General features: G+C 34.6%; 9 protein-coding genes. 6 read left to right on the forward strand and 3 right to left on the reverse strand.

The window, feature by feature from the left end; all coding sequences use genetic code 11:
* The first annotated feature begins 212 nt into the window (after positions 1-212).
* The 6 genes from DMA14_RS20705 to DMA14_RS20730 all read left to right on the forward strand — a co-directional run bounded on the left by DMA14_RS20705 (position 213) and on the right by DMA14_RS20730 (position 12,397).
* The gene (locus tag DMA14_RS20705) at positions 213-2,057 is read left to right on the forward strand and encodes an endonuclease (protein WP_111426403.1); all 1,845 of its coding nucleotides are present in this window, start codon (positions 213-215) and stop codon (positions 2,055-2,057) included.
* Between the two features lie 386 nt (positions 2,058-2,443).
* Positions 2,444-6,097, forward strand: coding sequence for a phosphoribosylformylglycinamidine synthase (gene purL / locus DMA14_RS20710; protein WP_111426404.1), 3,654 nt, complete (start codon positions 2,444-2,446; stop codon positions 6,095-6,097).
* Positions 6,098-6,403: 306 nt separating this feature from the next.
* Positions 6,404-8,806: a TonB-dependent receptor domain-containing protein gene (locus tag DMA14_RS20715; RefSeq protein ID WP_238990012.1), complete on the forward strand. Its 2,403-nt coding sequence runs from the start codon at positions 6,404-6,406 to the stop codon at positions 8,804-8,806.
* A gap of 144 nt (positions 8,807-8,950) precedes the next feature.
* On the forward strand, positions 8,951-9,385 hold the full coding sequence (locus tag DMA14_RS20720) for a hypothetical protein (RefSeq protein WP_111426406.1): 435 nt from the start codon (positions 8,951-8,953) through the stop codon (positions 9,383-9,385).
* A 178-nt stretch (positions 9,386-9,563) separates the two neighbouring features.
* Positions 9,564-11,342, forward strand: a complete 1,779-nt coding sequence (locus DMA14_RS20725) for an AMP-dependent synthetase/ligase (RefSeq protein WP_111426407.1) — start codon at positions 9,564-9,566, stop codon at positions 11,340-11,342.
* Between the two features lie 140 nt (positions 11,343-11,482).
* Positions 11,483-12,397, forward strand: a complete 915-nt coding sequence (locus DMA14_RS20730; protein WP_111426408.1) for a phytanoyl-CoA dioxygenase family protein — start codon at positions 11,483-11,485, stop codon at positions 12,395-12,397.
* A gap of 6 nt (positions 12,398-12,403) precedes the next feature.
* Here the strand turns inward: DMA14_RS20730 and DMA14_RS20735 are convergent, their stop codons facing one another.
* The 3 genes from DMA14_RS20735 to DMA14_RS20745 form a co-directional block, all read right to left on the reverse strand.
* Complete coding sequence (locus DMA14_RS20735) at positions 12,404-12,949, reverse strand: 3'-5' exonuclease (RefSeq protein ID WP_111426409.1); 546 nt, start codon at positions 12,947-12,949, stop codon at positions 12,404-12,406.
* Between the two features lie 35 nt (positions 12,950-12,984).
* Complete coding sequence (locus DMA14_RS20740; RefSeq protein WP_111426410.1) at positions 12,985-14,082, reverse strand: slipin family protein; 1,098 nt, start codon at positions 14,080-14,082, stop codon at positions 12,985-12,987.
* Positions 14,083-14,928: 846 nt separating this feature from the next.
* Positions 14,929-15,432, reverse strand: coding sequence for a hypothetical protein (locus DMA14_RS20745; RefSeq protein ID WP_111426411.1), 504 nt, complete (start codon positions 15,430-15,432; stop codon positions 14,929-14,931).
* Positions 15,433-15,840 lie beyond the last annotated feature (408 nt).

The following is a 15,840-nucleotide window of genomic DNA, read 5'->3' on the forward strand; positions in this document are numbered from 1 at the left end:
GTGCTTCGCCTGTTCGCTATCGCTCGAGTCTCCTTCGTCGAAATAACAAAAATTGAGCACAACTAATCTGCGTAAGAAAATATATCTAAAATTAAACATCGCTTAACGTTTTGCTTTCATAAAAATAGTAGATTTGTTATAACACATTTTTAAAAACTTAATAATCAAGTTTTTAAAACAATCTTATCAACCAAATCTTAAACCTATTAATTATGAAAAAAAACTACTTTTTACTGTTATTGTTTCTTACTACAATTGGTTTTGCCCAAATTCCATCTGGATATTACAGCACGGCGACAGGAACGGGATACACTTTAAAAACACAATTGTATAACATTATTAAAGGTCATACTGATAATGGATATGCAGGTTTGTACACTACTTACCAAACTTCAGACGTTGACAATTTCTACGAAAATGACGGAACTGTTTTAGATATGTATTCTGAAAATCCTTCTGGAACAGATCCGTACACTTATACAACTGGAACTACTCAAAGATGTGGCAGTTATTCTGTTGAAGGCGATTGCTACAATAGAGAACACATTATTCCGCAATCGGTTTTTAATGAACAATCACCAATGGTTGCCGATGCCCATTTTATAACTCCAACCGACGGAAAAGTAAACGGAATACGTTCGAACTATCCGCACGGAAATGTAAGTTCCGCAACATACACTTCTCAAAACGGAAGCAAATTAGGATCAAGTGCCGTTTCTGGATATTCGGGAACAGTTTTCGAACCAATCAATGATTTTAAAGGCGATATTGCCCGAATGTATTTCTATTTTGCAACGCGATACGAAAACACTGTCGCAGGTTATTCTTATGCTATGTTTAATGGTTCAAGCAACCAAGTTTTTACAACAGCTTTCTTGAATATGCTTTTAGCTTGGCACGCGCAAGACCCCGTTAGCGCAAGAGAAATTGCGAGAAACAACGCAATTTATTCACGCCAAAATAATCGTAATCCGTTTATTGATCATCCAGAATATGTAAATCAAATTTGGGGTGGAGCTCCTTCTGGCGATACTCAAGCACCGACTGTACCAACAAGTTTGGCTTCGACATCAAAAACTGCAACCTCAATTACACTTTCGTGGACGGCCTCTACAGATAATGTAGCCGTTACAGGTTATGATGTTTATGCAAATAGTGTTTTAAAAACAACCGTTTCTAGCACAAGTACAACAATTACAGGTCTAACAGCTTCAACAGCTTATTCTATTTATGTAAAAGCAAAAGATGCAGCAGGAAATGCTTCTGCGTCAAGCAATACAATAAACGTTACAACAGACAGCAACGGAACTGGAACTGCAACCGATCTTCTTTTCTCTGAATACATTGAAGGCTCTGGAAACAACAAAGCTTTAGAAATTGCAAACAATACTGGAGCTTCTATTAATTTATCGGCTTATACAATTAAAAAACAAACAAATGGAGCAGGTTCTTGGAGTACAGGTTTAGCTTTGAGCGGAACTTTAGCTACTGGAAGCAAATTTGTAATTGTAAACAGTTCTATGTCATCTAGCTGTTTTTCTACGAGTGCTGCCAATATTTCGACCACCGCAACTGAACTTACTTTTAATGGAAATGATGCTGTAGGTTTATTTAAAAATGGAGTTTTAATTGACATTATCGGAACTTTCAATGGCGGAACAGCCAATTTTGCCATCGATGTTACTTTAAGAAGAAAATCTACTGTGACTACTCCGAGCACAACATTCAATTTAAGCGCACAATGGGATTCGTATTCTCAAGATACTTGCAACAACTTAGCGAGCAAGATGGTTCAGACTGCTGAAATCGAAGAAGAGGTCATTGCAGGCGAAATTGCGATTTACCCAAATCCGTCTAATGGAAATTTCAATATTCAGCCAGGTATTATAAACAGTCCTTATTCTGTTGAAATTTTCTCATTCTCTGGTCAGAAAGTTTTCGAACAACAAAACACAACTTCTCCAGAGGTTTCTGTACATAATCTTTCAACAGGAATCTATATTATTAAAATTGTAAAAGGAGAAAAAACAGCTTTTAAAAAGGTCATTATTAATTAAAATTTAGATTTTCATCAACCAAAAAAGCGGCAAATTGCCGCTTTTTTCATTATCTGTGAAAGATTTTTCTTTAGAAACGTATTTTTAATCACTTTCTGCGTTTCGTAAATTTTGCAGATTTGCTCATGTATAAATGCCAAAACTGTATCATTTCAGTTCTGACTTTTTCCTTTCTAAAAGTTTAATATTACAGAACATATCAAAAAAGAAAAATTACTAAATCTTTAAATTTTCTCATAGATCGAAACCTCTTGATATTGCGTCTTTTTGGTAGAAAAAATGCAAGAAAAAAGCAATTTCATTTTTTTTGAAAAGAGATGGTTTTCAAATTTGCGCTTACTATTTATTTACATTAAATTTGCAGCTCAATACAACAAACTACACAAATGATCCATTTCTTTGAAAACCAAAGCAAAACTGTTTTTGCCGTACAAACGCAAAACGAAATTTCAGCTCAAGACATTTCAAAATTAAACTGGCTTTTTGCCGACGCAAGTAAGATCGAAAAATCTGCATTACCTGGTTTCTTTGTTGGCCCACGCGCTACCATGATTACACCTTGGAGTACAAATGCTGTAGAAATTACTCAAAATATGGGAATTTCTGGCATTATCAGAATCGAAGAATTTCATCCTGCAACGGAAGATTTTACTGATTTTGACCCAATGCTTTCTCAAAAATTCAACGAATTAGATCAAGAAATCTTCACTATCAACATTCAGCCAGAGCCAATTCTAGAAATTGATGATATTGCTGCATACAACAAAGTAGAAGGTTTAGCTTTAAGCGAAGAAGAAGTTGAGTATTTAAACAATCTTTCAACTAAACTAGGAAGAAAATTAACAGATTCTGAAATTTTTGCTTTCTCTCAAGCAAACTCAGAGCACTGCCGTCACAAAATCTTCAACGGAACATTTGTAATTGATGGCGAAGAAAAAGAAACTTCTCTTTTCAAATTAATCAAAAAAACATCTCAAGAAAATCCTAACGATATTGTTTCTGCTTACAAAGACAACGTGGCTTTTGTAAAAGGACCAAAAGTGCAGCAGTTTGCACCAAAATCGGCTGATAAACCTGATTTTTACGAAATAAAAGAATTTGATTCGGTTATCTCATTAAAAGCCGAAACACACAATTTCCCAACAACAGTTGAGCCTTTCAACGGAGCTGCAACAGGTTCTGGAGGAGAAATTCGTGACCGTTTAGCTGGAGGTCAAGGATCATTGCCATTGGCTGGAACTGCAGTTTACATGACTTCTTACTCTCGTTTGAAAGAAGATAGAAAATGGGAAAATGCTGTTGAAGAAAGAAAATGGTTGTACCAAACACCAATGGATATTTTAATCAAAGCTTCAAACGGAGCTTCAGATTTCGGAAATAAATTTGGTCAGCCACTTATTACAGGTTCTGTTTTAACTTTCGAACACGAAGAAGAAAACAGAAAAATTGGTTACGACAAAGTAATCATGCAAGCGGGTGGAATCGGTTACGGAAAATTAGATCAATCTATCAAACACAAACCAAAAGAAGGCGATAAAATTGTAATTCTTGGAGGTGAAAATTATAGAATCGGAATGGGTGGTGCTGCAGTTTCTTCTGCAGATACAGGAGCTTTCGGTTCAGGAATTGAGTTAAATGCGATTCAGCGTTCGAACCCAGAAATGCAAAAACGTGCTGCAAACGCGATTCGTGGTTTAGTAGAAAGCGACAATAACCCAATTGTTTCTATTCACGATCACGGTGCGGGTGGACACTTAAACTGTCTTTCTGAGTTAGTTGAAGAAACTGGAGGTTTGATTGATTTAGATAAATTGCCTGTTGGAGACCCAACACTTTCTGCAAAAGAAATTATCGGTAACGAATCTCAAGAAAGAATGGGATTAGTTATTGGTCAAAAAGATATTGATACATTACAAAGAATCGCTGACAGAGAGCGTTCTCCAATGTATGAAGTTGGAGATGTTACGGGAGATCACCGTTTTACTTTCCAATCAAAAACTAACGGTTCAAAACCGATGGATTATGCTTTAGAAGATTTCTTCGGAAGTTCTCCAAAAACGGTTATGACAGACAAAACAGTTGATAGAAAATATGCTGATGTTGCTTACAACGCAGGAGATTTCGAAACCTATTTAAAAGACGTTTTACGTTTAGAGGCTGTTGCTTCAAAAGACTGGTTGACGAACAAAGTTGACCGTTGCGTAGGTGGAAAAGTAGCTAAACAACAAAATGCTGGACCGTTACAATTGCCTTTAAATAATGTTGGAGTTATGGCTCTAGATTATTTAGGAAAAGAAGGTATTGCAACTTCTATCGGGCACGCTCCTATCGCTGCTTTGATTGATCCAGTTGCAGGATCTAGAAATGCTATTGCAGAATCATTATCAAACATTATCTGGGCTCCAATTAAAGATCAATTGAAAGGAATTTCATTATCTGCAAACTGGATGTGGGCTTGTAAAAACGAAGGTGAAGATGCTCGTTTATACGACGCTGTACAAGGATGTTCAGATTTTGCAATTGAATTAGGAATCAATATTCCGACAGGAAAAGATTCACTTTCAATGAAACAAAAATATCCAAACGATGAAGTAATTGCGCCAGGAACGGTTATTATTTCAGCTGCCGGAAACTGTACAGATATTAGAAAAGTAGTTGAACCTGTTTTACAGAAAAACGGAGATTCAATCTATTATATCAATTTGTCTCAGGATGATTTCAAATTAGGAGGTTCATCTTTTGCACAAATTAGAAATACAATCGGGAACGAAACTTCTACAATTAAAGATTCGGCTTTCTTCAAAAATGCATTTAATACGATTCAGGAATTAATCGGCGACAACCAAATTTTAGCAGGTCACGATATCGGAAGCGGTGGTTTAATTACTACTTTATTAGAATTGTGTTTTGCAGATGTAAATCTTGGAGCAAAAATTGATTTCAGCGCTTTCGCGGAAAAAGATTTATTAAAAATCCTTTTCGCTGAAAATATCGGAATTGTATTCCAAGCTAAATCTGATGCAGCTGTTGAAGCTAAATTAAATGCTAATAATGTTGAATTCTTCAAAATTGGTTCTGTAACTTCTACAGCAACTTTAGAAGTTGCAAATTGGAAGTTAGATATTCCAACTTACAGAGACGTTTGGTTTGAAACTTCTTATTTATTAGATCAAAAACAATCTAAAAACGGAAGAGCTCAGGCACGTTTTGAAAACTATAAAAATCAGGTTTTAAACTATACTTTCCCAACACATTTTACAGGAAAGAAACCGGAAATCGACAATTCTAAACCAAGACCAAAAGCAGCTATTATTCGTGAAAAAGGAAGTAATTCTGAGCGTGAAATGGCAAATGCTATGTACTTAGCTGGATTTGATGTAAAAGACGTTCACATGACGGATTTAATTTCTGGTCGTGAAACTCTTGAAGACATTCAGTTTATTGGAGCAGTTGGAGGATTCTCTAACTCAGACGTTTTAGGTTCGGCTAAAGGTTGGGCTGGAGCTTTCTTATACAATGAAAAAGCAAAAACAGCTTTAGATAATTTCTTCAAAAGAGAAGATACTCTTTCTGTTGGAATCTGTAACGGTTGCCAATTGTTTATGGAATTAGAAGTTATTAATCCAGAACATGAAGTTCACGGAAAAATGCACCATAACGAAAGCCAGAAACACGAAAGTATCTTTACTTCTGTAACAGTTCAAGAAAATAATTCTGTAATGTTATCAACTTTGGCAGGAAGCACTTTAGGAGTTTGGGTTTCTCACGGAGAAGGTAAATTCAAATTACCTTATGCAGAAGACCAATATAACATCGTTTCTAAATATGCTTACGAAGGTTATCCTGCAAACCCTAACGGTTCTGATTATAACACAGCAATGATGTGTGATAAAACTGGAAGACATTTGGTTATGATGCCTCATATTGAGCGTTCTACTTTCCAATGGAACTGGGCTCATTATCCAAAAGACAGAAATGACGAGGTTACGCCTTGGCATGAAGCTTTTGTTAACGCCAGAAAATGGATTGAGAAAAACTAAAAATATATTTTTACTAAAAGCGCCCGGATTTATCGGGCGTTTTTTGTTTGCCACAGATTACACAGATTAACACAGATTCTTTTTCATCAATTAAAAAATCATTCTAATCCTTTTAATCTGTGGCAAAAAATTACTTTTCCTCAATCTTGTCATTCCAAGGAACAAGGAATGACAAACTTTGTATGAATGGATATTAAACCGAAATACAAAACTATTTAAAACTATTCTAAGATTAATTTAATGGTATCTTAAGACAGCTTAAGGAAGCGTAAACAATCGGATAAATATCTTTGTCACATGAAAAATATGACACAAAAAATATACCTACCGATTCTCTTATTTATTATAAGCCAATTTTCCTTTGCGCAAAAAAGCACAGCTATAAAAGGAAATATTACTGACGGAAAATTTCCTGTGGAATTTGTTGATATCGTTTTAAAAAGCGTCAACGATTCTACTAAAGTTGCCAATTACGCTGTAACGGATGCTCTGGGCAATTTTGCTTTAGAAAATGTTGCTTCAGGAGATTATCATCTTCAATTTAAATTAATTGGCTTTAAAACTATTTCTCAAAAAGTAAAAGTGTCTGAAAGTCCAATTTCCTTAGGAACAATCAAATTGCAAAACGACACTAATTTACTTAATGACGTTGTTGTAAAATCACAGAAAAAACAGATTCAGAAAACAAACGAAGGCTTTATTTTTAATGCTGTTTCGAATATTTCACAAACGGGCGGAACCGCTACAGATATGCTAAAAAGCATTCCAACTGTTGCCGTTGATGCTGAAGGTGGCATTACCTTGAGAGGAAAATCGCCTATGATTTTGATAAACGGGAAAAATTCTGCCATTACCAACATGGATCAGATTGCTGCAAGCAGCATCGAAAGCATCGAAATAATCAGTAATCCAACGGCTAAATATGATGCAAATGCCGAAAGTGGTATTATTAATATAAAGCTTAAAAAGAACAACCAAAGCGGTACAAATGGCGCTGTAGCTTTAGGCGCAGGTTTTGGAGCAAAAGGGAGAATCAATAGTTCTGTTCTTTTTAATCACAAAACAGAAAAATGGAATTTTGGTTTAGGATATGACAATCGTTTTGCCGGAAGAACAAAAAAAATAAATGCTGACCGAACCAATTATTTTATTGATGACGAACATTACATTCATCAAAATAGAAATGATGAAAGAACTGAAGGTCTGCAAAATCTAAAATTGAATATTGATTTTTCTCCAAATGAAAAAAACAGCTTTTCTTTTGAAGCATTGGGAAATATTGAAACTCAAGACAACGACGAAACTTTATACACGCAAGTAAATACAAGCTCCAATGCATTTTTCTCTAGCAACAGAAGACATTCTTTAGAACTGGAACGTTCAAGAGTTGGCGAGCTCGCTTTTACTTATGATCGTAAATTTGATGATGACCGAAGAAGTTTGAATACCTCTATTACTTCTTCTTTCGGAAAACACAGAGAAAACACCGATATTGATACTTACAATTATGATCAATACCAGCAGCAGATTGGCGACGCACAATTACAGCGAACACACAATTACGAAAATCAAAATATTTCTAATGCAATTGTAAATTATACTTTTCCCGTTTCTGAAAAATCGATTATAGAAACTGGCTACAAAGGAACTTTTCGATTTTTTAATTCAGATTTTGAAAGTGCTGATATGATCAATGGCGATTATGTTGTAAATCCGTTAGCGAGTAATAGTTTTGAATTTAACGAACAGATAAATGCCGTTTATGGCCTAATGAATTCTTATATTGGCGATAGCGAAAACCCAAAATGGAAATACAATTTAGGATTGCGTGCAGAAAATGTTTCCAATACAGGCGCAACGCAAAATAACAGTGACCGATTCAGCAATAATTATCTAAAACTCTTTCCGTCAGCTTCTTTACAATTAAATTTAAAATCAGATGAATTTATAAAGCTAGGATATAGTAAACGTATTAATCGTCCTGATCTCGATGATTTAAATCCATTTATTGATATTACAGATGCACTGAATCCGCATGGAGGAAATCCGTACTTAAAACCAGAGATTATTCATATTGCTGAAATAAGCTATAATAAAAACTGGGAACATTATTCCTTTTCGACCAATGCTTTTTACAGAAATGCAACTGATGCAATTAGACAATATGCGCAGCTTTTAGACAATGGAGTAGTTTTGCTCCAACCACAAAACATTGGAAGCACTGTTACTTATGGTTTGGAAACAATTTTCACCCTTAAACCATTTTCTTTTTATGATGCCAATATTAGTTTGACAGCTTTTCAGCAAAACATCAATGCAGACAATCTTCCGCAAGCACAAGATATTGTGAGCAGTGCATTTAGCTGGTACGGAAAAGTGATTAACAACTTTGTTCCGTGGAAAGGCGGAAAGCTTCAGATTATCGGAAATTATAACTCTGCTGTTGCTACTCCGCAAGGAAAAAGAATTCCGATTTATAATGTTGATATGGGATTCCAACAGAAACTCGGAAAAGGAAATGCTCGATTAGGCTTGGTTGTAACCGATATGTTCAACACTTTAGAAAGCGGTTATAAAAACAATACGCTTTTGTTTAGCAATCACCGCACCAACAAATCAGACACGCGTGCTTTAATGGTTACTTTTGCTTACACTTTCAGATCTGATTTTAAAGAAAAATTACTCGAAAATCAGTTTTCTACAGAGTAAAAACTTATCTAAAACAAATAAAACATAAAAATTTCATTCTTGTATTTTTAAGCTTCCATTCTATAAAAAAAATGGATTATATTCGCCCAGCAAAAAATCAGCCACTCGATTTTTTAGGCCCAAAAACACTTAAACCTACATAGAATGAAATTTTTAAAATTACTTTTAGTTTTCAGCTTATTCTTTGCTGTTACACCATCACATTCACAAGTTCACGTAGATCCGATTATTCATAATTCTAAAGAACGTTATATTACTACAACAATCGGATACCCGGTTCCTGGAACTTACGCTCCTTTAAATCAAAAACAACCTATTACGGTATTAAATCCTGATGGAACAGGTTTCATTCAGGCTGAAGATTTGAGCAAGCAAAAAATTAACTGGGGAATAGAATGCACACAAGAAGGCGTTCCTGTATTCAAAGAAGGGTTTAACAGTGCCTCTTATACTTTCTGGTACAGACCAAATGATAGCGAAGAATGGTATTATTCTCAATTTTCTATTCATTTTGCCAAGAAGAAAATGTTCTTAATGGGTGAAAGAGTGAAAGAATATGTAGATTACAACGTTCAATAAACTGTAAAAACAGTCGCCTTATTAAATATTTATTCAATTTTACCCTCATTTTCTACCAAAAAGAAAACGTTTTCGTTGAATTTTAATCGTACCCATAAATTTTCCGATTAAATTTTATAAATTTAAAAATCATACCTGATTTTTATTTAATTTGCAATAATAATTCAATATATTAAACATGGTTTCAATCACACGCCTTTTTGATTTTCCCTATTATCAACAAGAAACTTACAACCTTCCAGTTGCTCTCGCAACCAAAAAAAATGGAGTCTGGGAAAAAACATCTAGCGAGGAATATATTGCAAAAGCAAATGCTATTTCGAGAGCATTATTGCGCATGGGCGTTCAGAAAGATGATAAAATTGCTTTAATAAGCTCAAATAACCGCACTGAATGGAATGTAATGGACATTGGTATCTTACAGACCGGCGCGCAGAACGTTCCAATTTATCCAACTATTGCAGAAGAAGATTACGAATATATTTTAAACCACAGCGGCAGTATTTATTGTTTTGTTTCTGATGAAGAAGTTCTGCAAAAAGTAAATGCTATTAAAGCCAACGTGCCTTCTTTAAAAGAAGTTTATTCTTTTAATGAAATTAATGGCTGTAAACACTGGTCAGATTTATTGATTTTAGGCGAAGATGACAGCAATCAAAGTGAAGTGGAAGCTAGAAAAGACAGCATTCACACAGATGATTTAGCTACTATTATTTATACTTCAGGAACAACAGGAAGACCAAAAGGTGTTATGCTTTCGCACAAAAATATTGTGTCGAATGTTTTAGACAGTTCGCCAAGAATTCCGTTTGATCCAGGAAAAAGCACAGCATTAAGCTTCTTGCCTATCTGCCATATTTTTGAAAGAATGATTTTGTACATCTATCAATATTATGGTGTATCTGTTTATTTTGGAGAATCTATTGATAAAATCAGCGATAACTTAAAAGAAGTGCGTCCAACTGTAATTACAGCTGTGCCAAGACTTTTAGAAAAAGTTTACGATAAAATTTATGCTAAAGGAGCTGAATTGACAGGAATCAAGAAAAAACTGTTTTTCTGGGCTATCGATTTAGGTTTAAAATATGAACCATACGGAGCAAATGGCGCTTGGTATGAATTTCAATTAAAAATTGCCCGCAAACTGATTTTCAGCAAATGGAAAGAAGGTTTGGGCGGAAATTTAGATTTAATGGTTTCTGGAAGTGCGGCTTTACAGCCACGTTTGACAAGAGTTTTTGCTGCTGCAGAAATTCCAGTTATGGAAGGTTATGGTTTGACTGAAACTTCTCCAGTAATTGCCGTAAACGATCAAAGAAACAAAGGTTTTAAAATTGGAACTGTCGGAAAACCAATCCGTAATGTAGAAGTGAAAATTGCCGAAGACGGAGAAATTCTGTTAAAAGGGCCAAACGTAATGTTAGGCTACTACAAAGATCCTGAAAAAACTGCTGAAGCTGTAATTGATGGTTATTTCCATACAGGAGATATCGGAGAAATTGACAGCGAAGGTTTCTTAAAAATTACAGATCGTAAAAAAGAAATGTTCAAAACTTCTGGCGGTAAATATATTGCTCCGCAAATGATCGAAAATGCAATGAAACAATCTCGTTTTATTGAGCAGATTATGGTTATTGGCGAAGGCGAAAAAATGCCTGGAGCTTTTATTCAGCCAAACTTTGAATTTGTAAAAGAATGGGCAAAAATCCATAAAATCACTTTAGGAAGTTCTGATGCAGAAATCAGCGCAAATCCAGATGTGATTAAACGTATCGATGAAGAAGTAGAAAGCATCAACAAAAAATTCGGACACTGGGAACAAGTAAAACGTTTTGAACTTACTCCAGATGTTTGGTCTATTGATGGCGGACAGCTTACTCCGACTCTAAAATTGAAACGTAAAATCATTAAAGAAATTTATAAAGATCTTTACGGAAAAATCTACGGAAACAATTAATAAATCAGAATAATATAAACCAAAAAGAAAAGCTGTCTTAGAAATTAAGACAGCTTTTTTTAGTTTATAAAACAGGTATTTTTACTTTGAATACTAAACCGTAAATCGTTTATTTTAGCTTTTCTCTAAAACTGAAAGCCATGCCTTGGAATGTACTAGAACAAATATGGAAACGTACCGTAAATCAGGAAAACTCCAATTCGAATAATACCAACTGGGATAACGAGGTAAAAACCCTTTATCGATTAGGCATTGGCATGGAAGATACTTTGCAGTTTTTATATTTCGAAAAACCCGATTTTGAAACTTTTAAAATTTGGATTAATAACCGAAAACGCGATACTGCTCTCGAAACCGAAGATTTAGCTGAAAATGTCCTATCTGAACAAGATTTAGAATTCTGGAATCAAAACGGCTATGTTGTAGTCAAAAATGCCATTTCTAAAGAAGATTGCGAAGACACTCAAAAAGCCATTTGGGAATATCTCAAAATGGATCCTAATAAAAAAGAAAGCTGGTACGAAGCGCATGAAGATTTAAAAGGCCTTATGCTTAATTTTTCTGATCATGAAACTTTAAACCGTAACCGTTTTTCTCCAAGAGTAAAAAAAGCGTATGAACAGCTTTATAAAACCTCTAAAATTTACAAAACGATTGATAAGGTAAGTTTTAATCCGCCTGAAACAGAGAATTTTAGTTTTCTAGGAAGTCCGCTCCATTGGGATATGAGTTTAAAAAAGCCTCTGACTTTTGGACTTCAAGGCCTGTTTTATTTAACTGATTGTGGACCAGATGATGGCGCTTTTCATTGCGTTCCAGGTTTTCATAATCAAATCGATCAATGGCTAGACGAAGTAGAACCCCATGAAGATCCAAGAACAAAAGCATTACAGACTCTTAAAGCAAAACCAATTGTAGGTGATGCAGGAGATTTTATTATTTGGCATCAGGCACTTCCGCATTGCGCGACACCAAATAGAGGTGAAAAACCGCGAATGGTTCAATATCTCACTTATCTTCCAGATGATTATAATGCAGCTGGAGAGTGGATTTAAACCATTCTAGTTTTTCAGACACCAATGCAAAATCTTAGCAATGTTTTTAGCATCATCAATTCCGCGGTGATGTGTTCCTTCTAGCGGAATATTCAGCAATGCAAGCGCGCCGTTCATTCCGGTTGATTTAACCAAGCCAAACTTTTCGGCAAAATGCTCTTTTACATTGATATGCTCCTCTCCCATTGGATAGGAAACACCAAACGATTTACATTGTTTTTTCAGCATATTCAAATCGTACTGCCCATAACTTGCCCAAGTGTACAAATCAGGATTATATTCGTCAATTAACAAATCAACAGCTTCTTCAAAACTTACTCCATTTTTATCCAGCAAATCCTGAGTAATAGTGGTCAGTTCAGTACAAAACGGACTGACATTAGAACGCTGTGGTTTGATTAAAATTCCTTTGTTCTTTGAAATTTCTCCAGTTTCGGTATCTAAAACCGCCAATCCGATTTCAATAATTTCATTTTGCTGTCCGCTAGGGACTGCACCTTGCCAACATGTGGCTTCTAAATCGATAATAATAATTTTATCTGTTGTTTTCATTTTTTAAAATTTTATAATTCTCTCAAAAAGAGATTTTATTTCACGAAGATTTCCTTCAATTGACCAATTACGTTTCCGCCGCCAGAAATGGTGATTTCACCAATTTTATCTGCGATTTTTTCAACGTACTCCATCTCTTTCAACTTCCATAACATTTCGTTTTCTTCCATCAGCTTAGCTGTGTTAAGCAAACTTCTTGTTGCAGCCGTTTCTTCTCTTCTCATAATGCTATTGGCCTGCGCTTTTTTCTCAGCAACCAAAACCTGATTCATGATTTCTTTCATATCTCCTGGAAGAATTACATCTCTTATTCCAGCATCAGAAATTTTCAAACCTAAATCTTCGATTTTAGTTTTTGCTTCTTCTAAAATAGCTTCGGCAATAGCATCTTTTTTAGTTAACAATTCATCTAAAGTCAAGCCTCCGATAAAAGCTCTCAAAGCCAATTGCATTGCTACATACAACTGTTTTTCAAAGTCCTTGTTTTCTATCAAAGCTTTCATAATATCAACCACTTGGTATCTCACAAAGAAATTGATTCTCAATCCTGCTTTATCTTTAGTCAACAATTCCTGACCAGAAATTTCTAATTGTTGTTGTCTTACATCAACAGTTTTCACTTCGATTGTAATGGCGTTATTCCAGAAATAATGTGCCCCAGATTTCAATTCTTTCACGAAATTGCCATTCACAAATAACAAAGCTTTGTCATTACTTGCCACAATGAATTTTCTTGTAAAGTATCTCATCTTAACATTTTCCAATAAGTTTACTGGAATATTTTCTGTGATTTCAATCTTAGACAAATCTGCTTTAATGAATTCATTTTTTACAACTCCTTTCCAAAAAGCATATTTCCCTGGCGTTAAAACTTCTTTGAAATTTCCTTTTACGAATTGCAATACAATTTCGTTATCCGCAACCTCAACAACTTCCAAAAGAGATGCTAATACCTCATTTTGCAATAAAATATCCAACTCAAAAGGAGCTTGAAAAGATCCGTTTAGATCGTAAATCATAATGTTTTTGTTTCCAAAAATCCAGTGTAATCCTTCTTCTAATACTTTTTCTAATTTTCTATTTTCAAACACCAAGCCTACTTGGTTAGTTTCGATTTTAATTCTTTTTATCATGGTTTATGTTTGGTTTTATTTGTTTCAAGTTTCATGTTCCAAGTTCTAGTATCTATAAAACTTCTATTTCTTCTTTATTCTATTCTCTTTTTTCTATTTTCTTCTTAATAAAAAAACCTCTTTGCCTTTCTCCTCTAAGAAAAACGGACGAATAGTTTGCTATTTGTCTACCTGAATTGTTTCTGATGCTATTTTATTGAGAGAATCCCCAAATTCTCTTAACAATCAAATCAAAAAGAAAACAAACTTTTCAAAACACATTTCGATTCGCACTGGCTTTATCAGAGTGTGAAACATCAGATTTTAAAATCATAATTTCACTGACAAAGACAAATCAGTTTTTTCTAATGGTCATCTTTTTAAGAGTGATGGTCTCTACTGTTTACAGATTTTCAATCTGTTGACTTACCGGATTCGTCCAACCGAAACGTGTTCGGTGCAGGATTCGAACCTGCATAAACATTCTATTACTCTAACCAACTGAGTTACCGCATTACTACGGATGGGAATCGAACCCACGACAAATAGATTGTGAGATAGTTTTTTGGAAAACCATCAAAAACCTCCAAACCAAGTTGCATAGAAAAACATAATTCGCTTTCGCGGAAAGTTCTCTACAATGGTGCTATACAGAAACACGCAACTGGACTTGTTTGATATTTTTAATCAAAGCCGAAACTTTGATGCATTTCATTTTATAAAAGAACTTGTTTTATTTCTTGAACAAATATTCAAATCAAACTGCGCAATTATTCTGCGTAGAAAATAAAAAATTGAATTCGGATAAATTTATATTACTCGGTGATAGACGCACTGCTGTGCGTCTCTACCGAATATCTCCAGTTTTTAGAAGAACATGCTTTTAAAATCTAGAAAGAAACTTCTTTTCTTAGACTTCTTTTCATGCTTTTCCTTTTTAGCAGATTTCTTTTTTTCGAAAACTGCTTTAGCTTTCTCAATCCGTTTAACTGGTTTTATTTCTTCAGTTTTAGACATTTCATAGAACTTTTTGAAAGGACGTGGCTCAAAATCTACCAAAATAGCTGCCATGTTTATAGCATCAATGTTTGACGGATCTGTTTCTCCCTTGAAGAAAGTTTCGATAGGTCTGAACTTATCTTTTTTCTCTTTAAACTTATTCTTTTTGCTATGATCGAAATCTAAGCCCAATAGGTTGCTGAAAACGTTCAAGTCATCCTTTGTTGGGTTGTTTTCGAAAATTAGCCAGCACAAATCACGAAGTTTTCCACGAGAAGGCTTGTACAAATAATCAAAGTATTTGCCTTCTTTTTCTATTTCGTATTTTTTTCTAATTGCTTTTTTATATTGTTGTAATGTATTGTTTTGCATGGTATTTTGATTTTGTAATTCTTGGGAATCTCAGGAAATCGAAGGCTTTTCTAAGAAATCCAATATCACATAACTTCAAAAGCACCATTGCTTCACCAGAGAAAAATCTCTATATGATATATATAATTTCCTTAAAATTTACCTTTTCCTTCCACAGGTTAATCAGTTCCAAATCTTTCTTTTTAATTGAGGCAAATGACGGTTCACTTGACTCCAGTTTGTCTGTTCGACCACTATGGCCCGACGCAAATCCTATTTCTTGATTCATCCTTAAATTTTTATTGTTAAACTTCTTTTTAAGTTTCTGAGGCACTAAGATGCTAAGCTTCTAAGCTTTTTAAACCTTTGTTCCTCTGCCCTTTTTCCTTTGTCCCTAAGACAAAAAAAAGCACCCGATTAAAGGTGCTT

Source organism: Flavobacterium sharifuzzamanii, assembly GCF_003254585.1.
Lineage (GTDB): Bacteria > Bacteroidota > Bacteroidia > Flavobacteriales > Flavobacteriaceae > Flavobacterium > Flavobacterium sharifuzzamanii.